This is a genomic window from Haloechinothrix salitolerans, from assembly GCF_042662605.1.
In the GTDB taxonomy this organism is placed as follows: Bacteria; Actinomycetota; Actinomycetes; order Mycobacteriales; family Pseudonocardiaceae; genus Haloechinothrix_A; species Haloechinothrix_A salitolerans.
Genome location: NZ_JBHSXX010000001.1, coordinates 1,076,173 through 1,093,847 on the forward strand (window position 1 = coordinate 1,076,173; position 17,675 = coordinate 1,093,847).

Below are 17,675 nucleotides of genomic sequence, written 5' to 3' on the forward strand. Positions count from 1 at the left end.
CCTGTCTGGGTGGGTCGTTCGCGGCCCGCGATGGCAGGACGATCAAGCGCAAAGAGGAAGGATTAGTACGTTGGCTCTGCCCACGTTGACTCCGGAGCAGCGCGCTGAGGCGCTCGCCAAGGCAGCGGAGGCGCGCAAGGCCCGCTCCGAGCTGCTCGCGTCGATCAAGTCCGGCAAGCAGAGCATCGAGTCGGTGCTCAAGCGCGCCAAGGAGGACAAGACCATAGGAAAGACCAAGGTCGCCGCGCTGCTCAAGGCCGTCCCTGGCCTTGGTGCGGTGAAGGTCGCCGCGCTGCTAGAACAAGCAGGTATCGACCCGGACCGCCGCGCGGCCGGCCTCGGTGAGCGGCAGCGCGCCGCGCTGATCGACGCGCTTAAGTAGCGCATCCCATAGGTCTCCACCGGTACGCCAGGTGCCGGCATAAGACCTGGTAGACGCCTTGGCGGGCGTCTACCAGGTGGCTCGCGCGTGTCTTCGCGGGGTAGTTGCGCTGATCACGGCCACGGAACAGTCCAGCCGGGTAGTGCCACAATCGTCCCGTGACGGATACCGCGAGCATGTCGCGCCAGGGCGTGGCCGACCCCGTACGTGCGCTCGCCGACTATCGCCGTGGTGATTTCCTCTTCGCCACTCAGCAGCGCACGCTGTTCGCGCGCGGCGTCGAGCGCGAGGTCCCCTTCACGGGTGGTTCTTGGCGTCCCAGCGACCTTGACGACGCCGCGACCCCGCTCGCGGTGGGTGTGCTGCCCTTCGACCTGACCACGGGGCCAGCGCCCCGGCTCGTCGTGCCTCGTGAGCTGCGGGTGGCAGGACCCGCGCACGAGCGCGTCCGGGCGCTGCCCTCACGTGATGTTGGCGTTCCTGAACGCCTGGTCGCCGTGCCTGAGCAGGACAAGCACGTCGACGCGGTGGCGCGCGCGCTTATCCCGCTACGAGATGGCGTGCTGCGCAAGGTCGTGTTGGCGCGGGTGCTCGACATCGCTTTCGCCACGGACGTCGATCCGGCGCGCGTGCTGCACAACCTCATCGCGGACAATCCGGACGGCTTCACCTATGCCGCCGCGCTGCCCGGTGGCCGTACGTTGGTCGGCGCCAGCCCGGAGCTGCTGGTGCGTCGCTACGGGACGCACGTGGTCGCGCACCCGCACGCGGGCACGGCGCCGCGCTCGACGGATCCCGACGTCGACGAGGCCAACGCGCGCGGACTGCTCGCTTCCGCCAAGGACAAGACGGAACACGCGCTGGTCGTGGAGGCCGTCGTCGAGGCGCTGCGGCCCTTCTGCCGCACGCTCGACGTCCCGTCGGCGCCGTCGCTCGCCCCGACGCCCGCCGTCTGGCATCTCGGTACCGAGATCACCGGCGAGCTGACCGAGCCGGACGAGGTTAGTGCCTTGGAGTTGGCCACCGCGCTGCACCCGACGCCAGCGGTGTGCGGCACGCCAACCAACGCGGCGCGCGAGCTGGTCGGGGAGCTGGAGCCGTTCGACCGGGACTACTACGCGGGCGCTGTCGGCTGGGTCGACGCGGCGGGCGACGGCGAGTGGGCGGTCGCCATCCGTTGCGCCGAGATCGCCGACCGATCGATGCGGCTTTACGCGGGCGGCGGCATCGTCGCCGCCTCCGATCCAGACGCCGAGCTCCGCGAGACGTCCGCCAAGTTCAACACACTCCTACAAGCCATGGGCGTGGACCTAGACCCGTAGCTCGACGTTGTGTCCTGCGTTCTCGACGTTGTGTCCTGCGTTCCCGACGTTGTGTCCTGCGTTCTCGACGTTGTGTCCTGCGTTTTCGACGTTGTGTCCTGCGTTCAGTTCACAGCGCTGCCCAGCTCTCGGTGACGTCGACTGGACCACTGGTCAGGACGGCCACGGCCGCGCGGTAGCCGGAGCCCGGATCGACGTCGATCAGTGTCGCGGTTGCCGGGTCGAGCGCGGCGTCGTCGGCAGCCACGAGCCGTGCGGGTTCACCGGGTGCGGACAGGGTGATGCTGCGTAGCGGGATCTTCAACCCACGTCCGGTCGCCTTCATCAGCGCTTCCTTGCGCGCCCAGTAGGTGAAGAACGCCGTAGCCGCGTCGTCGGGCGTGAGTCCGGATACGGCTGCGCGTTCGGTGTCGTTGAGCGCATAGGTGATGAGGTCGTCGGTGGCGCGGCGGCTGGTTGCTTCGACGTCGAGTCCTACGGAAACGCCGGCGGTGACCGCGATGCCTACCCGAGCTCCGGAGTGAGACAGCGAGAGTTCGATGTCGTCGGGGCCGATGACGCGCGGCTTGCCGTGCGGTTTGCCGCAGTCCGCGCAGGTGGCGTCGAGCGTGATCGCGGCGGGTTCCGTACCAAGCCAACGTGCGGCGGCGAACCGGGCGAGTACCCGTCCGGTGAGGAACCGCAGCTTGTCCGCATCCTGGCGGTAGGCATCGAATCGCCCCAGCTCGGTGTCGTCAAGCGTAGAGAGGTAGTTGTCCGCCGATGCCAACGGGCGCGACCACCACACCTCACACGTGACGCTCATGATCCCAACCTACGGGGGTCGTGTCCGATGCCAAACACAGCGTCGGGAACGCAGGACACGGTGTCGGGAACGTCGGACACGGCGTCGGGAACGCAGGACACGGTGTCGGGAACGTCGGACACGGCGTCGGGAACGCAGGACACGGTGTCGGGAACGTCGGACACAGCGTCGGGAACGTCGGACACAGCGTCGGGAACGCAGGACACGGTGTCGGGAACGTCGGACACGGTGTGCGGGGTCACACTTTGGTGCCCCAGGTGTATTTCACGATGGTGCGGCAGCGATCCATGTCGGGTTGCGGCGGGGCCTCGCCGGTACCGAGGGAGCGCAGTGCGATGTCGGTGAACTCGCTGGCGAGCGTGTCGAGCTTGATCTCGCCCTTGGTGGAGTACCACCGTGCGACGCCGCTGCACATCTCCAGCAGCGCCCTGCGGGCGAGGCCGTCGTGGTCCGACCGGAACAGGCCGGCCTCCGCGCCTTGCTCGATCGTCTCCGCCCACAACTGCTCGTACGCGTCGCGCTTGTCGATTACCCGCTTGCGCAGCTTCGGTGCGAGCGAGCGAAGCTCGTTGTCGACGACGGCCGTTTCCTTGGATTGCACCGCGTGCGCGACTACGTGCAGGGTGACTAGCCTTCCTAGCTTCTCGCGCGGGTCGGCTACGTCGGTCGTCGCCAGCATCGCGGCGGACAGCAGCCGTTCCAAGCTTTCCCACATGATGTCGGCGAGCAGTTCTTCCTTGCTGCCGATGTAGTGGTACAGGCTCGCTGGTGACACCTTCGCCGCCTGCGCCAGTTCCCGGATGCCGACACCGTGGAAGCCCTTCTTCGCGAACAGCCGGATCGCGGCGTTGCGTATACGGGTCTGGGTCGGGTTTACCGCCATGTTCGCTCCACCCTGTCGTAAGTTCGTGCGAGCGCGTCGCCATCGTCGCCCCGCAATTGTCCTTTCGCGACTCGCTCGGACGGTGTCATCGGCAAAGAGTCCACAACAGACCAGAAGCGGGGCACTTTGAAGTAGGCCAGTTTGGACGAGCAGAACTCCGCGAGAGCGTCCGGCTTCGGTTCCGCGTCACCAGAGGGGACGACGAACGCCTTGATCTCCTCGCCGCGTACATCGTCCGGTACGGCGATCACGGCGGCGAGGGAGACTCCAGGATGCTGGCACAGTGTCCGTTCCACCTCGTCGGCAGAGACATTCTCGCCGCTACGCCGGATCATGTCCTTGGTCCTGCCCACGTAGTACACCCGGCCTTGCTCGTCCATGGTGGCCAGGTCACCAGTGTGGAACCAGCCGCCCCGAAACGCACGTTCTGTCGCCTCGGGGTCGTCGTGGTAGCGCAGCATCAGCCCGGTGCCCCGAAGCGCCAGCTCGCCGAGCTCGCCGCGTGGCAGCGGTAGACCATCCTCGCCGAGGATGACGGCTTCCCGGCCGCGGGTGGACCTGCCGAGGCAGCCGGAACCGACCAGCGCGTCGTGATCGGTTTCGGACATCCTGATGTCGGCTCCGGTCTCGGTCATCCCGAACGCTTCATACCACGGTACGCCCCAGCGCTGTTCCAGGGCGGCGTGCAGGTCGTGGGGAATGGCTGAGGCGTGGATCGCCCTGACGCGGTGGTGGCGGTCGTCGGGGTGCTCAGGTTGCCGCAGCAGCAGCGTCGGCATCAGGCCTAAGCAGTAGAACCAGGTGACGTCGTATTCGCGCACCTTCTGCCAGAACGTCGACGGGTGGAACCGGTCCAGCACGACGAGGGTCGCACCCGACGCGAGTCCCAGCGCGACGTTCCATTGCGGATCGATGTAGTGGAACGGCTGTGCGGTGATGATGGTGTCGGAGTCGCCAATGGACGGAAAGTCGAACACCAGGTCGCGAACCAGGGTCAGCCAGTAGCGGTGCGGCAGTACGCAGCCCTTCGGCGCGCCCGTGGTGCCCGACGTGTACTGGATGTTCACCGGACGCTCGGGTACGGCGGCGACGTCGGAGGCGCCGGTCGTGGAAGCCGCGGACGTCGAGCCGATGTCGTCCGGTGTCAGTACCCGTTCTACGGACGTCTTGGGCTGGATACGCGCAAGCAGATCAGTGAACTCAGGTTCCACCACCGCCAGCCGCGCGCCAGAGTGCGCGATGACGTGCCCGCCGTCGATCTCGCGGTAGTTGGTGTTGATCGGCACGATCGCCGCGCCGACGCGGGCGAGCGCCAGCCACAGCAACGGGAACTCGGGCCGGTTCCGCAGCATCACGGCCACCCGATCACCAGCTGTGATCCCGTGACTGGCCAGCACTCCCGCGAGCCGCGCACTCCGCCGCGCCACGTCGTCGAACGTCAGTGACGTGCCGGTTTCGTCGAACACCCACGCCGTGCGGTCCGGCCATCGTCTCGCTGCCCTCCTGACCAGCGCGGACAGGTCGTCGATCTCGGCGAGCGTCGTCATGTCCCCTCCGTGCCCCGCTCGCGGAATCGCCCCGCCGACGCGGCGACGTGCGCCGTGTTCTCGGTCAGCAAGGCGTGTGTGACTTCGAGTTCCAATGCCGCCTCTAGTGAGGCGTCGATGCCGGCGTCGACGGCCCGCTTCACCAACGTGACCGCATACGATGGTTTGCCAGCGAGCTCGCGGGCCATGTCGACTGCGGTACCCCGCAGTTCATCGGTGGCGACGACGCGGTTGACCAGACCCATCTCCATCGCGCGTTGGGCGCCGATGCGCTCCCCAAGTAGTAGCAGCTCCTTCGCCCGTACCGGCCCGACCAGCAACGGCAGCAGCCGGGACGCGCCGCCGGTGACGCTGAGCCCGAGCCCTGCCTCCGGAAACGCGAACACCGCGTCTTCGGCGGCGACCACCAGATCACAGCTGAGCGCGAACTCGGCGCCTGCCCCGATCGCGTAACCGTGAGCCGCCGCGATCACCGGTTGGGGCAGCGCCCGCAGTCGCCGCGTGACGTGCTGAATGCGCTCGATCCTGCCTCGGGAATCTCCGGCGGGTGTCGATTCCTTGAGGTCGTGCCCAGCACAGAACGCCCTCCCGTTGCCTGCCAGCACGACGGCGCGCACGTCCTCTCGCGCCGCGATCTCGTCCAGCCGCGCGATCAAGTCGTCGACGAGCGTGGGTACGACCGCGTTGAGCCGGTGTGGCCGGTCGAGCGAGACCACGGCGACGCCGTCGGTGATGTCGATCGCGACCGTGCGCGCTGAGTCAACTGACGCCATGACACCCAAGCCTAGACGATCGAACGATCGGTCGGCTAGGTTTGAGCCGACAGCGATCAGGACACGGAGCGGGGGTGCATCAATGCGGGTGGACGCGGTCTACACCGGGGCGAGGGTGCTGACCGGCGAAGACTTCGTGCCGGTCGACGCGATGGCCGTGCACGGCGGGAGGATCGTCGCGCTGGGTCACGCGGCGCGCGAACTGAGCGCGGCACGGACCGTCGACCTCGGCGGCGCCACCGTCGTGCCCGGTTTCCACGACGCGCACAACCACATGGCCTGGTACGGCATGGGCCTTGACGAACTCGACGTCAGCGAGGCGAGCTGTGCCAGCCTGGACGACATCTACGCCGCCGTCGCCGCGCGGGCCCCCGAGCAGCCGGCGGGCACGTGGATCGTAGGCCGCGGCTACGACCAGACCAAGCTTGGTAAGCACCCCGACCGGTACGGCCTCGACCGAGCCGCACCGAAGCACCACATCAAACTGAAGCACACCACCGGTCACATGTGCGTGGTCAACTCGCTGGTGTTGAGCCAACTCGACCTCGCGAACGTGCCGGCTGGCGGCGACGTCGTCAGCGAGGGCGCCGAACCGACCGGCTTGCTGCGTGAGCAGGCGCAACGGCTGCTTGATCCGCTGCTGTATCCGGTGCCGCTGGCTGATGTCGAACGCGGCATCGATCGTGCTGGTCAGCAGTACCTCACCGAGGGCATCACTAGTGTGCAGGAGGCGGGCATAGGGCGTGGCCTCGTCGGCAACACACCCATCGAACTCGCCGCGTACCAGCGGGCGCGGGACGCGGGCAGGCTGCGGGTGCGCACGACGTTGATGATCGCCGCCGACTCGCTACACCCGCTTGAGCACGGCGACGGCGACGATGTCGAGTTCGGCCTTGACCTGGGTCTGCGCACCGGGTTCGGCGACGACTGGCTGCGGATCGGGCCGATGAAGCTGTTCTCCGACGGCTCGCTCGTCGGGCGCACCTGCGCGATGCACGAGCCGTTCGCGGGCGAAACCAACAACAGGGGCTACTTCCAGACCGCCGAGGACAAGATCCCGGAAATCGTCCGGCGTGCCCATCGGTCCGGTTGGCAGATCGCGACGCACGCCATCGGCGATCGCGCGATCTCGGTCGTGCTCGACGCCTACGCGGCCGCGCTGGCTGAGTTCCCGCGCGCCGACCACCGGCATCGCATCGAGCACTGCGCCGTCATCGACCAGCCCGACCTGCGGCGGGTCGCCGAGCTGGGGGTCATTCCGGTGCCACAGGGACGATTCGTCAACGAGATCGGCGAGGGAATGCGCGCCGCGCTAGGTCCGGGGTGGGAGGCGTGGTGCTACCGGCAGCGCGGCTTCCTCGACGCCGGGTGCGTGGTGCCGGGTAGCTCCGACCGTCCTGTCGTGAACGGCGCGCCGCTGCTCGGCATGGCCGACATGGTGCACCGTCGCACGCCGACCGGGCACGTGCTCGCGCCGGACGAGCGGATAACCGCGCGCGAAGCGCTCCGGGCCTACACCTACGGATCGGCATACGCCACCTTCGCGGAGCGCGACTTCGGCACGCTCGACATCGGGAAGTGCGCCGACTTCGTAGCGCTGTCCGCCGATCCCACCGACGAGGACGGCCTTGCTGACGCCAGGGTGCTGGCCACCGCCATCGATGGTGCGATCGTCTACGAGAGCTGAGGGAGGACCGATGGCCGTACGGGACGCGACACGCGACGACGTCGACGAGATCTGCTCGCTCATCGAGGAGCACGCCGCGTACGAGGGCAAAGACGACCTGCGGCTGGACCGCGCCGCGATGGCGGAGCATCTGTTCGGAGTTGACCCGAAGGCGTGGGTGTTGATCGCTCATCCAGACGACGACGCCGACGCGGTGGCTGGGTTCGCGTTCTGCTGGTCGACGTTGTCGACGTGGGAGGGCAAGCCCGGAATCTGGATGGATGACCTGTTTGTCCGGCCCGCCTATCGACGTCAGGGGCTGGCCGCGGAGCTGATGGCCGCCCTGCGCGAGCGCACCGACGGTCGGGTCGAGTGGGAGATGCGCGAGGGCAACGACAAGGCGACGGCGTTCTACGCACAGCTTGGCGCGGTGCCGGTCACCGGGTGGGTGCAGTACCGCTGGCAGCTCTGACAGCGGTCACCCGCTGGGCTCACTGAGGTCGGGCAAATCGGGAACGAATCGGCGCTGGCCGGGTGGAGGCGCTGGCAGGGCGGCGCTGCGTCAGCCGATCGGTAGCGGCCGCACTCGGATGTCATCTTGAGAGAACACGACCACAGCGCCCTTGATGAGAATGTCGCGGAGGGCTGACATGTTCGCCGCCAGCAGTGCGCCCTGCCGCTCGACGGCCAAGGACAGCAGCTCGCGCACCAAGATCACCGACGGCGCGTGGGCCTTGCTGTGGGCCAGGTTTCTCGTCAACGAGGAACTTCACGCCGGTTGCTTGAGCTCGAGGTGGAACTCGTTCTCCGCGAGCGCGGCAGAGTAGGCGAGTGACTGCCGGACGTCTTCGATCTCCAGGTACGGGTACTCAGCGAGGATCTGCTCCGTGGTCTTCCCTGCGGCCAACATCTGCACGATCATCCCCACGGAGATGCGCAGGCCTCGAATACACGGTTTGCCACCCAGCTTGTGTGGGTCGACCGTGATCCTGTCGAGGTGTGAATCCGCCATGCGCTCATGGTGCGCGTACCAGGCCGCATGTCGCGCACCAAGCCGCATGTCGCGCACACGGCCGCACATCACCGGATGACCAGGGCCGTATCGTAGGGGTATGCAGGATCGGTTGCAGCGGCGTTCGGCCTCGATCGAGGACTACGTCCGGGTCATCTACGGCCTCGCCGAGCGTGGTGAGGAGGTCACCAACAACACGTTGTCCTCACGGCTCGAGGTGAGCCCGTCCTCAGCGTCGGGCATGGTGACCAAGCTCTCGCAGCAGGGGCTCGTCGCGCACGTCCCCTACAAGGGCATCGGGTTGACACCGGAAGGGATGAAGCTGGCGCGTTCTGTGCTGCGCAGGCACCGCCTGATCGAGTCGTACCTGGTCTCCGAACTGGGCTACACGTGGGACGAGGTGCATGCCGAGGCCGACGCGCTGGAACACGCCGTCTCCGACCTGCTGGTCGACCGCATCGCGGCGAAGCTCGGTAACCCGGTGCGTGACCCGCACGGCGACCCGATCCCGTCCGCCGACGGCAGCGTGGAGGAGATGTCGACCCGCATCCTCGACGAGCTGGAACCCGGCGCCGTGGGGGAGATCGTCCGGGTGTGGGATACCGATCCCGACCTGCTGCGCTACCTCGCCGACCGGCGGATCGGGCTCGGGGAGCGCATCGAGGTCGTCGAGCGCCAGCCGTTCGGCGGGCCACTCGTGGTTAAGGTCGGCACTGACACCCACGCGCTCGGCAAGGAGATCGCGCAAGCACTCTCGGTGGCGCTGCTGTAGGGGCCTGCGATGCGTGGCGTGCTGATCGACATCGACGGGGTGCTCACGGTTTCGTGGCGCCCGCTGCCAGGCGCGGTCGACGCGCTCGCGTGGCTGCGCCGCGCTGGCTACCCGCTGAAGCTGGTCACCAACACGACATCGCGCTCCCGTCGCTGGATAGCGGACACCCTGGTCGACGCCGGGTTCGACGTGAGCATCGACGATGTCGTCACCGCTCCGGTCGCCACCGCGGCCTACGTGGCCGAGCACTTTCCCGGCGCCCGCTGCCTCGTGCTCAACAGCGGTGACATCAGCGAGGATCTCGCGGGGTTCGACGTCGTGACCGACGGCGCACCGGACGTCGTCCTCGTCGGCGGCGCGGGGCCGGAGTTCTCCTACGACGCGCTCAACACGGCTTTCGAACACGTGCGGCGGGGCGCGCGGCTGGTGGCGATGCAGCGCAACCTGTTCTGGCGCACCGACGCTGGCCTCCAGCTCGATACAGGGGCCTTCCTGGCTGGACTGGAGCAGGCGGCGCGGGTCGAGGCGGACGTCGTGGGCAAACCGGCGCCGAGCTTCTTCGCCAGCGCGTTACGGCTGATCGACGTCGCCGCCGAGGACGCGATGATGGTCGGCGACGACATCGAGTCCGACGTCCTGGCCGCGCAGCGGGCCGGGCTCACCGGGGTACTCGTCAAGACGGGCAAGTACCTGCCGGAGACGCACGCGCGAGCCGACGGCACCCCGGACCATGTGATCGATTCGTTCGCCGACCTGCCGGACCTGCTGGGCTCGATGCGGTGAATGACGCCGCGTCAGTCCTCGTCGCGGCCTTCCAGTAGCAGCCGTACCGACAGTTCCAGCCGGTGCTGGACGTCGGTGGCGGACGCGCGGCGCGTCACCCACGCCACCAGGTTCGCCATCCAGACGTCCGCGATCATGTGGAAGATGACGCTGTCCCGCTCGGTGGGCTCGTCCTTGCCCATCGCGCGGGCGAACATGCTCTCCATCAGCTTGCCGACTTGCTCCACCTCGGCGGCGGCGGTGGTGTCGGCGAACATGAACGCGCGCACCATCGCTTCGGTGAGGTGCGGGTCGCGCTGTAGCATGCGGGTGTTGCGGCCGAGTACGAACAGCAGCCGCTCCGCGGGAGTGTCGCCGGGAATCTTGGTGCGGTCGAGCTTTTCGCTCGCCCGCTGGAACTCCCGGGACAAGCCCGCGACCAGCAGGTGCACCTTGGAAGGGAAGTACCGATACAGCGTGCCCAGCGCGACATCGGCCTTGTCCGCCACCGCGCGCATCTGCACCGCGTCGTAGCCACCCTTCGCCGCCAGCGCGAGCGTGGCGTCGATGATTCGCTTGCGGCGTTCGCGCTGCGCCGCCGATCCGAGTTCCTCGCTTGATGGCGTGGCCATGCTGGTGCTGTTCGTCGCTTGTGGCGGCTTCGGTGGCATCCGCTGGCTCCCCGTTCGTCGGAACCTGTTACAGGTTGTCGGGAGCAGCTTACCTGAGGCCCGGCACTCCGCACGGGATGCCGTAGTCGACACCAAGATAGAACACGTTCTACTCTGAGGTGGTTGACGTCGTCGAGGAGGAACCCGTGCCAATCGCCATCACCGACACCCAGCGCGCGCTCGCCGACTCCATCCGGGAGTGGGCCAAGCGGTCCCACCCCGTCGAGGCCGCGCGTGATGCCGCTCCCGAGCGCACCTGGGCTGGGTTGGCCGACATCGGGCTGTTCGGCATCGCGGTTCCCGACGACCTCGGCGGGGCAGGCGCCAGCGTCGCCGACGCCGCCGCCGGGTTGGAGGCCGCGGCCGAGGTGCTCGTGCCGGGACCGGTGCTGCCCACGATGCTCGCCGCCGCGTTTCTCGGTCACCACGCGGACGCCGCGCTGGCCAAGGAACTCGTGCCCGGCCTGGTCGCGGGGACGTCGTGGGCGGCAGTCGCGCTAGATCCCGCGACGGTCACCGGCGTTTCGACGTCCGAGGGCGTCCGGCTGTCCGGTGATGCGGGACTGCTTCCCGGCGCGGACGTCGACGCCGTGCTGCTCCTTCCCGCCGACGTCGACGGCGAGCGGCGGTGGTGTGTCGTCTCGCCCGGTACCGCCAGAATCGAACGCCTGGATTCCCTCGACCTGAGCCGGAGCGTCGCCCGTGTCCATCTGGACGACGTCGTCCTGCCACCGACCGCGGTGCTGCCAGGCACCTCGGACGTGCGGGACTTCGCTGCTGGCCTCGCCGCGGCGGAGGCGTCCGGCGTCGCGGCATGGTGCTTGCGGACCGCGAGTGAGTATGCTCGCGTGCGGGAGCAGTTCGGCGTCAAGATCGGCACCTTCCAGGCGGTCAAGCAACTGTGCGCCACGATGCTGTGTCGGGCGGAACAAGCCGCGGCACTGGCGTGGGACGCCGCTCGTGTCGCCGACGGCGGCGATACGGATCAGCGCGCCTTCGCGGCCGCGGTGGCGGCCGCGGGCGCTCTCGACGCCGCCGTCGATAATGCCAAGGACTGCGTCCAGGTTCTCGGCGGTATCGGGTTCACCTGGGAGCACGATGCCCACCTTTACCTGCGGCGCGCCGTCGCATTGCGGCAGTGGCTCGGCGGTAGCGCGACATGGCGACGTCGTGCCGCTCGGCTTGCCTTGGCGGGCACCCGCCGCGAGCTGGGCGTTGACCTGCGCGAACACGGTGCGGACGCGGCCACTGCCGAGCGTGTGCGCGCGGATGTCGACCAGATCGCCGCTGCCCCCGCCGAGCATCGCAGGGGGATGCTCGCCGAGACCGGCTACCTGATGCCGCACTGGCCCAAGCCGTACGGGCTCGACGCGTCGCCCGCACTGCAGCTGACCATCGACGCCGCACTCGACCGGGCGGGCGTCGACCGTCCCGACCTGGTCATTGGCGGGTGGGCCACCGCGACGATCCTGCGCCACGGCACCGACGACCAGCGCGACCGGTTCTTGATGCCGACGTTGCGCGGCGAGCTGAGCTGGTGCCAGCTGTTCAGCGAACCGGAAGCGGGCTCCGACCTGGCGTCGCTGCGCACTGTCGCGGAACGCACCGACGGCGGCTGGCTGCTGACCGGGCAGAAGGTGTGGACGTCGCTCGCGCGCGAGGCCGACTGGGCGATCTGCCTCGCGCGCACCGACCACGAGGTCCCCAAGCACAAGGGCATCACGTACTTCCTGGTCGACATGCGCTCGCCCGGTATCGAGACCCGGCCGCTGCGGGAGATCACCGGCGAGGAGCGGTTCAACGAGGTCTTCTTGACCAGCGTGTTCGTGCCGGACGCGAACGTCGTCGGCGACCCTGGTGACGGCTGGCGCCTCGCGCGGACCACGCTGGCGAACGAGCGGGTCGCGATGAGTGACTCGTCGCTCGGCGAGAGTCTGGAGCGACTGCTCACGCTGGTGCGGGAGGACACCGACCTCGCCGAGGTCGGGCGGTTGATCGTGGACGGCGCCGCGTGCGCGCTGCTCGACCTGCGCTCGGTGCTGAGCCAGCTCGCCGAGCAGGGCCAGGGCGCGGAGTCCAGCGTGCGGAAGCTGATCGGCGTGCGGCATCGGCAAGACGTCGCCGAGTTCGCGTTGGACCTGCTCGGTCCCGCTGGGCTTGCCGGCGAACCCGCCACACACGACGTCCAGCACGAGTTCCTACTCAGCCGCTGCCTGAGCATCGCGGGCGGGACCACGGAGGTGTTGCGCAACGTCGCGGCGGAGCGGCTGCTGGGGTTACCTCGGGGGTGACAAAACTAGAACATGTTCTAGTTTTGTGCGTATAATCGCTGGTATGCAGCGACTCACCGGACTCGACGCCAGCTTTTTGTACCTCGAGACGCCCCAGCAGTTGCAGCACGTATGCGCGCTGCTCACGCTCGACCCGTCCACCGTACCTGGTGATCACACGGTCGACGCGTTCGTACGGCGACTCGCGGACCGGTGCGCGCGGATTCCGGTGTTTCGCCGCAAGCTCTACAGCACGCCGTTCAATCTGGACCATCCCGTGTGGGTGGCCGACGAGGAGTTCGACGTCGACAACCATGTGTTTCGTGTCGAACTGCCCGCGCCAGGTGGCAGGGAGCAACTCGACGCGCTGTGCGCGGAGGTCGCGGGCACGCCGATGTCCCGAGATCGGCCGCTGTGGGAAATGCACGTCGTAGAGGGGGCTGCCGATGGTCAGCTCGCGGTGATCGCGAAACTGCACCACGCGGGCATCGACGGTGTCAGCGGCGCGAACCTGATTTCGTATCTGGCGAGTCTCGAACCGGACGCGCCGCTGCCGGAGCCGCCGCCGGAGGACATCGCTCCACCCAATGTGACCGATGTCATCGGTGCGGGGTTGGCGGGGTTCGTTCGCAAGCCTGTCGAGCTGGCGCGGTTGCTCCCGGAACTTCTGGGGCTCGCCCCGTCGTTCATCGCGCGCTCGCTGCGTGGTGAGGGTATGCGGCTGCCGTTCACCGCGCCGAGGACGTCGTTCAACGGCACCATCAGCGGCGACCGAAGTGTCGCCCACGTCGATCTTCCGCTTGACGACGTCAAGCGGGTGAAGAACGCCTTTGGTGTCACGGTGAACGACGTCGTGCTCGCGGTCTGTTCGGGGGCGTTGCGGACGTTCCTCGCCGAGTATGACGAACTACCGGACAGGCCGCTGCTGGCCACGGTTCCGGTTTCGGTGCGGGAACGCAGCCAGCGCTCGGATCACGGCTCCAACAAGGTGTCCACCTGGTTCGCGTCGTTGCCGACGCAGCTGGCTGATCCGGTCGCGCGGCTGCGTGATCTCGGCGAGAGCAACCGCAAGGCCAAGCGGCACCATGAGTCGATCCCGGCCGACCTGCTGCAGGACTGGGCACAGTTCGCCGCGCCGATGACCTTCGGTCTCGCGGTGCGCGCGTACTCGGCGCTGCGGCTTGCCGAGAAACACCCGGTTGTCCACAACCTGGTGATCTCCAACGTGCCGGGCCCACCGATGCCGCTGTACCTGCTCGGCGCGCGGATCACCGGTATGTATCCGTTCGGGCCGGTGTTCCACGGCGCGGGACTGAACATCACCGTGGTGTCGCTGGCGGGACGGGTCGACGTCGGACTGATCGCGGCGCGCAATCAGGCGAACGACCTGTGGCCGCTCGCCGACGCGATCCCCGCCGCATTGGCTGAACTAGTGGCGGCCGCGGAACTTGCCACGGACGGGGGTTCTGGTAGAGACTAGAACATGTTCCAGTTTTCGTGGTGTGAGGAGAGCGGGTGGACTTCGGTCAAGACGAGATCGCGCTGGCGATCTCCGGGCTCGCGGGCGACGTCTTGCGCGCCGAATGCGACCCCACGACCGGTGATGGCTACGACGAGCGGGCGTGGTCCGCGCTGTCGAAGGCGGGCCTGCTGTCGCTGGTCCTGCCCACCGACCTGGACGGCGACGGACTTGGCATCGGCGAGCTCGCTGCGCTGCTCACCGAGGTGGGGCGGCGCGCCGCGGCCGTGCCCGCGCTCCCGACGTTGGCGCTCGGCGCGCTGACGGTCGCTCAGCACGGCACCGCCGAGCAACGCGATGCGTTGTTGCCCTCGGTCGGTGATGGCACCACGCTGCTGACCGCGGCGGTGAGCGAGCCGGGCGCGCCATTGCCAGCACGGCCCGCGACCACGGCCTCTTCGATGTTGAGACGTTCTGGTCGCTATGACGACCAAAATGCCTCAAGATCCACTTCAGGGTGGCGACTCACCGGCACCAAGACGTCCGTGCCCGACGCGATGCAAGCCCACCGCGTCCTCGTCACCGCCACGACACCGGACGGTGTCGGCGTCTTCCTACTCGACCCGCAGGCCGAGGGCGTCACCGTAACCAGCACACCGACGTCGACGGGCTCTCCGGAGCACACTCTGACGCTGGCCGACGCGCCCGCCGAACCGCTCGGCACCGACACGACCGGCGTCGCCGCCGCGGCGCTGCGCAACAACGGCGTCGCGGCGGCGCTCGCGCTCGGTAGCGGCGCACTCGCGGGTGCGCTGGAATTGACCACCGAGCACCTGCGTACCCGCCACCAGTTCGGCAAGCCGCTCGCCACGTTCCAAGCCGTCGCGCAGCAGATCGCCGACGTCTACATCGCGGCCCGCACCGTCGAGCTGTCCACGGCGTCGGCGATCTGGCGGCTCGCCACCGGGCGCGACGCCACCGAGGACATCGACGTCGCGACCTACTGGCTCACCACGGAGGCGTTACCAGCAGCGCGCACCTGTCACCACCTGCACGGCGGACTCGGCGTCGATGTCACCTATCCGCTGCACCGCCACTACGCGACGCTCAAGGATCTCGCTCGCTTCCTCGGCGGTGCGGGGCACTCGCTCGACACGCTCGCGGGAAAGGAGCGCTGAGGCGTGCACATCGACCTCACCGACGACCAGCGCGCGCTGCGCGACGAGCTGCGTGAGTATTTCGCGGGGCTGATGACCGCGGACGAACGCGCCGTGATGCGCACCGAACGGCACGGTCCGGTGTTCCGCGAGGTGGTGCGCCGGATGGGGCGGGATGGCTGGCTCGGCGTCGGCTGGCCCGTCGAGTACGGCGGCCATGGCTTCGGTCCCGTCGAGCAACACATCTTCGTGGACGAGGCGTCCCGTGCGGACGTCCAGCTGCCATCGGTGACGCTGCAGACCGTTGGCCCGACGTTGCAGGTGTACGGCACGCGAGAGCAAAAGGACTACTTCCTGCCGAAGATCCTCGCGGGCGAGGTGCACTTCGCGATCGGCTACAGCGAGCCGGACGCGGGCACCGATCTGGCGGCACTGCGGACGACCGCGGTCCGCGATGGTGACCACTACGTCGTCAATGGACAGAAGATCTTCACTACGGGTGCTCATGACGCGGACTACATCTGGCTCGCCGTCCGGACCAATATGGACGCGCCGAGGCACAAGGGCATCTCGATCCTGATCGTCGACACCAGCGATCCCGGATACAGCTGGACGCCCATCATCACGTGCGACGGCGCGCACCACGTCAACGCGACCTACTACACCGACGTGCGGGTGCCGGTGAACCGGCTGGTCGGTGAGCAGGACAAGGGTTGGAAGCTGATCACATCACAGCTCAACCACGAGCGCGTCATGCTCGGGCCAGCGGGACGCATCGGCGCCGTGTACGACCGCGTACACACCTGGGCGAGCGCGAATGGCTTGCTCGGCCAGCCTGACGTCGCCGCGGCGCTCGCCGAGACGCGCGCCACCCAGCGGGTCAACGAGCTGCTCAACTGGCAGGTCGCCAGCGCCGACGCCGACAAGCCCGTCGACGTCGCCGATGCCTCGGCGACCAAGGTGTTCGGGTCGGAACGAATCCAGCGGCTCGGCGCGTTGCTGGAGGACGTCGTCGCACGTCACGGTGACTTCTCCGACCCCGACACCGCCGCACTCGCCGACTGGCTCGACATGCAGGCCAAGCGCAATTTGGTGCTCACGTTCGGTGGCGGTGTCAACGAGATCCAACGGGAACTGATCGCCATGACCGGACTCAACCTGCCGAGGGTGCCCCGATGACGACTGACGCGACTGACACCGTGGCCGACGCGGAGGTACGCCGTATCAGGCAGGCGGCCGACCGCATCGCCGCCGCTGGCCCGTCCACACCGGTGCTCGGCAGGGACCCGGTGAACCAGGCCATGGTGAACAACTGGACTGAGGCCATGGGCGATACCAACCCGGTCTACACGGACGCCGCGTTCGCCGAATCCTCCAGCCACAACGGACTCGTCGCGCCACCGGCGATGGCGCAGGTGTGGACGATGCGCGGTCTGCACGGCACCCGCGCCGCCGACGACCCGCTCGGTGCGATGATGCTCGCCCTGGACGAGGAAGGTTTCACCTCGGTAGTGGCGACCAACTCGTCGCAGACCTATCACCGTTATCTACGGCCTGGCGAACATGTAGCGGCGTCGAACGTACTGGAGAGCGTCGTCGGTCCGAAGCGGACCGCACTCGGTGAGGGCTGGTTCGTCACGACGCGGACGATGTGGACGGTCGGTGAGGAGACCGTCGCTGAGATGACGTTCCGCGTCCTCAAGTTCCGTCCCGAGTCCGACCGGGCCCCCTCGGCCCCGGAAGGCACGCGCATCATCGACGCTCCGGAGTACGCCGACGGGGTGCTCCGGCCGGTGATATCCAGGGACACGGCGTTCTTCTGGGAAGGCACGCGGGTCGGTGAGCTGCGCATTCAGCGCTGGGGCGACACGCTGCGGCATCCGCCTGGTCCGGTCGATCCCAGTGGTGACTTCGACACCAAGCCCGATTATGTCGTCGCGCGCGGCACTGGGACGGTCTACAGCTACGTCGTCCACCACGCCCCGAAGGTTCCCGGCAAGCGGCTGCCGTTCGTCGTGGCGCTCGTTGAGCTGGATGAGGGTGTCCGCGTGGTTGGCGAGCTCATCGACGTGGAGCCAGACCAGGTCGCGATTGGACTTCCGGTGCGCGCGGTATTCCTCCGCATCGATGACGAACTTACGTTGCCTGCCTGGGAGGCTCAGACATGAGGACTGCTCGCAGGTCCGAATCATCA

Annotated in this window: 19 protein-coding genes; 12 read left to right on the forward strand and 7 right to left on the reverse strand. The window is 68.1% G+C overall.

Annotated elements, in window-relative coordinates; translation table 11 throughout:
• Positions 1–70 precede the first annotated feature (70 nt).
• Both mihF and ACFQGD_RS05140 read left to right on the forward strand, forming a co-directional pair.
• A complete protein-coding gene (gene mihF, locus ACFQGD_RS05135; protein ID WP_345395642.1) occupies positions 71–382 on the forward strand; it encodes an integration host factor, actinobacterial type in 312 nt (103 codons plus the stop codon).
• Positions 383–558: 176 nt separating this feature from the next.
• Positions 559–1,704, forward strand: coding sequence for an isochorismate synthase (locus ACFQGD_RS05140; RefSeq protein WP_345396113.1), 1,146 nt, complete (start codon positions 559–561; stop codon positions 1,702–1,704).
• Positions 1,705–1,813: 109 nt separating this feature from the next.
• Here ACFQGD_RS05140 and ACFQGD_RS05145 read toward each other — a convergent pair whose 3' ends face one another.
• Positions 1,814–2,509 carry a 4'-phosphopantetheinyl transferase family protein gene (locus ACFQGD_RS05145; protein ID WP_345395644.1) on the reverse strand — a complete coding sequence of 232 codons (696 nt, stop codon included), beginning with the start codon at positions 2,507–2,509 and terminating at the stop codon, positions 1,814–1,816.
• Between the two features lie 27 nt (positions 2,510–2,536).
• Between ACFQGD_RS05145 and ACFQGD_RS05150 the strand changes: the two genes are divergently transcribed.
• Positions 2,537–2,854, forward strand: a complete 318-nt coding sequence (locus ACFQGD_RS05150) for a hypothetical protein (RefSeq protein WP_390183637.1) — start codon at positions 2,537–2,539, stop codon at positions 2,852–2,854.
• On the opposite strand, the gene ACFQGD_RS05155 is transcribed toward ACFQGD_RS05150, so the two are convergent.
• From ACFQGD_RS05155 to ACFQGD_RS05165, 3 genes are read right to left on the reverse strand one after another with little or no spacing between them, the layout of a single operon-like run.
• Complete coding sequence (locus ACFQGD_RS05155; RefSeq protein WP_345395649.1) at positions 2,748–3,392, reverse strand: TetR/AcrR family transcriptional regulator; 645 nt, start codon at positions 3,390–3,392, stop codon at positions 2,748–2,750. The two genes, ACFQGD_RS05150 and ACFQGD_RS05155, sit on opposite strands and share 107 nt — an antisense overlap.
• Positions 3,383–4,939 (reverse strand): AMP-binding protein, encoded by a 1,557-nt coding sequence (locus tag ACFQGD_RS05160; RefSeq protein ID WP_345395651.1) that lies wholly within the window; start codon positions 4,937–4,939, stop codon positions 3,383–3,385. Before ACFQGD_RS05160 ends, ACFQGD_RS05155 begins: the two co-directional genes overlap by 10 nt.
• Positions 4,936–5,712: an enoyl-CoA hydratase/isomerase family protein gene (locus ACFQGD_RS05165; protein ID WP_345395653.1), complete on the reverse strand. Its 777-nt coding sequence runs from the start codon at positions 5,710–5,712 to the stop codon at positions 4,936–4,938. The genes ACFQGD_RS05160 and ACFQGD_RS05165 overlap by 4 nt, the downstream gene beginning before the upstream one ends.
• 82 nt (positions 5,713–5,794) lie before the next feature.
• Between ACFQGD_RS05165 and ACFQGD_RS05170 the strand changes: the two genes are divergently transcribed.
• Positions 5,795–7,399 carry an amidohydrolase gene (locus tag ACFQGD_RS05170; RefSeq protein ID WP_345395655.1) on the forward strand — a complete coding sequence of 535 codons (1,605 nt, stop codon included), beginning with the start codon at positions 5,795–5,797 and terminating at the stop codon, positions 7,397–7,399.
• A 10-nt stretch (positions 7,400–7,409) separates the two neighbouring features.
• A complete protein-coding gene (locus ACFQGD_RS05175) occupies positions 7,410–7,850 on the forward strand; it encodes a GNAT family N-acetyltransferase (RefSeq protein ID WP_345395657.1) in 441 nt (146 codons plus the stop codon).
• A 90-nt stretch (positions 7,851–7,940) separates the two neighbouring features.
• Here the strand turns inward: ACFQGD_RS05175 and ACFQGD_RS05180 are convergent, their stop codons facing one another.
• Positions 7,941–8,138: a hypothetical protein gene (locus tag ACFQGD_RS05180; protein ID WP_345395659.1), complete on the reverse strand. Its 198-nt coding sequence runs from the start codon at positions 8,136–8,138 to the stop codon at positions 7,941–7,943.
• 9 nt (positions 8,139–8,147) lie between these two features.
• Complete coding sequence (locus tag ACFQGD_RS05185; RefSeq protein ID WP_345395662.1) at positions 8,148–8,390, reverse strand: DUF433 domain-containing protein; 243 nt, start codon at positions 8,388–8,390, stop codon at positions 8,148–8,150.
• Positions 8,391–8,490: 100 nt separating this feature from the next.
• On the opposite strand from ACFQGD_RS05185, the gene ACFQGD_RS05190 reads away from it, so the two are divergent.
• Positions 8,491–9,162, forward strand: coding sequence for a metal-dependent transcriptional regulator (locus ACFQGD_RS05190; protein WP_345395664.1), 672 nt, complete (start codon positions 8,491–8,493; stop codon positions 9,160–9,162).
• 9 nt (positions 9,163–9,171) lie between these two features.
• A complete protein-coding gene (locus tag ACFQGD_RS05195; RefSeq protein ID WP_345395667.1) occupies positions 9,172–9,945 on the forward strand; it encodes a TIGR01458 family HAD-type hydrolase in 774 nt (257 codons plus the stop codon).
• Positions 9,946–9,956: 11 nt separating this feature from the next.
• On the opposite strand, the gene kstR is transcribed toward ACFQGD_RS05195, so the two are convergent.
• Entirely contained in the window at positions 9,957–10,595 is a 639-nt protein-coding gene (gene kstR / locus ACFQGD_RS05200) for a cholesterol catabolism transcriptional regulator KstR (RefSeq protein WP_345395670.1), read from the reverse strand.
• A 146-nt stretch (positions 10,596–10,741) separates the two neighbouring features.
• Here kstR and ACFQGD_RS05205 point away from each other — a divergent pair, with 146 nt between their 5' ends.
• From ACFQGD_RS05205 to ACFQGD_RS05225, 5 genes are read left to right on the forward strand one after another with little or no spacing between them, the layout of a single operon-like run.
• The gene (locus ACFQGD_RS05205) at positions 10,742–12,886 is read left to right on the forward strand and encodes an acyl-CoA dehydrogenase (protein ID WP_345395673.1); all 2,145 of its coding nucleotides are present in this window, start codon (positions 10,742–10,744) and stop codon (positions 12,884–12,886) included.
• A gap of 43 nt (positions 12,887–12,929) precedes the next feature.
• Positions 12,930–14,345: a WS/DGAT/MGAT family O-acyltransferase gene (locus tag ACFQGD_RS05210; protein ID WP_345395676.1), complete on the forward strand. Its 1,416-nt coding sequence runs from the start codon at positions 12,930–12,932 to the stop codon at positions 14,343–14,345.
• Between the two features lie 35 nt (positions 14,346–14,380).
• The gene (locus ACFQGD_RS05215; RefSeq protein ID WP_345395679.1) at positions 14,381–15,502 is read left to right on the forward strand and encodes an acyl-CoA dehydrogenase family protein; all 1,122 of its coding nucleotides are present in this window, start codon (positions 14,381–14,383) and stop codon (positions 15,500–15,502) included.
• A 3-nt stretch (positions 15,503–15,505) separates the two neighbouring features.
• Positions 15,506–16,660 (forward strand): acyl-CoA dehydrogenase family protein, encoded by a 1,155-nt coding sequence (locus tag ACFQGD_RS05220; RefSeq protein WP_345395682.1) that lies wholly within the window; start codon positions 15,506–15,508, stop codon positions 16,658–16,660.
• The gene (locus tag ACFQGD_RS05225; protein ID WP_345395685.1) at positions 16,657–17,649 is read left to right on the forward strand and encodes a bifunctional MaoC family dehydratase N-terminal/OB-fold nucleic acid binding domain-containing protein; all 993 of its coding nucleotides are present in this window, start codon (positions 16,657–16,659) and stop codon (positions 17,647–17,649) included. Before ACFQGD_RS05220 ends, ACFQGD_RS05225 begins: the two co-directional genes overlap by 4 nt.
• The last annotated feature ends 26 nt before the right edge of the window (positions 17,650–17,675 follow it).

Coding starts and splice junctions, on each gene's coding strand:
- ACFQGD_RS05190 (WP_345395664.1), top strand. CDS start 8,491: ATGCAGGATCGGTTGCAGCGGCGTTCGGCCTCGATCGAGGACTACGTC.
- ACFQGD_RS05170 (WP_345395655.1), top strand. CDS start 5,795: ATGCGGGTGGACGCGGTCTACACCGGGGCGAGGGTGCTGACCGGCGAA.
- ACFQGD_RS05140 (WP_345396113.1), top strand. CDS start 559: ATGTCGCGCCAGGGCGTGGCCGACCCCGTACGTGCGCTCGCCGACTAT.
- ACFQGD_RS05185 (WP_345395662.1), bottom strand. CDS start 8,390: ATGGCGGATTCACACCTCGACAGGATCACGGTCGACCCACACAAGCTG.
- ACFQGD_RS05210 (WP_345395676.1), top strand. CDS start 12,930: ATGCAGCGACTCACCGGACTCGACGCCAGCTTTTTGTACCTCGAGACG.
- ACFQGD_RS05175 (WP_345395657.1), top strand. CDS start 7,410: ATGGCCGTACGGGACGCGACACGCGACGACGTCGACGAGATCTGCTCG.
- ACFQGD_RS05155 (WP_345395649.1), bottom strand. CDS start 3,392: ATGGCGGTAAACCCGACCCAGACCCGTATACGCAACGCCGCGATCCGG.
- ACFQGD_RS05150 (WP_390183637.1), top strand. CDS start 2,537: ATGCCAAACACAGCGTCGGGAACGCAGGACACGGTGTCGGGAACGTCG.
- kstR (WP_345395670.1), bottom strand. CDS start 10,595: ATGCCACCGAAGCCGCCACAAGCGACGAACAGCACCAGCATGGCCACG.
- ACFQGD_RS05145 (WP_345395644.1), bottom strand. CDS start 2,509: ATGAGCGTCACGTGTGAGGTGTGGTGGTCGCGCCCGTTGGCATCGGCG.
- ACFQGD_RS05195 (WP_345395667.1), top strand. CDS start 9,172: ATGCGTGGCGTGCTGATCGACATCGACGGGGTGCTCACGGTTTCGTGG.
- ACFQGD_RS05225 (WP_345395685.1), top strand. CDS start 16,657: ATGACGACTGACGCGACTGACACCGTGGCCGACGCGGAGGTACGCCGT.
- ACFQGD_RS05165 (WP_345395653.1), bottom strand. CDS start 5,712: ATGGCGTCAGTTGACTCAGCGCGCACGGTCGCGATCGACATCACCGAC.
- ACFQGD_RS05160 (WP_345395651.1), bottom strand. CDS start 4,939: ATGACGACGCTCGCCGAGATCGACGACCTGTCCGCGCTGGTCAGGAGG.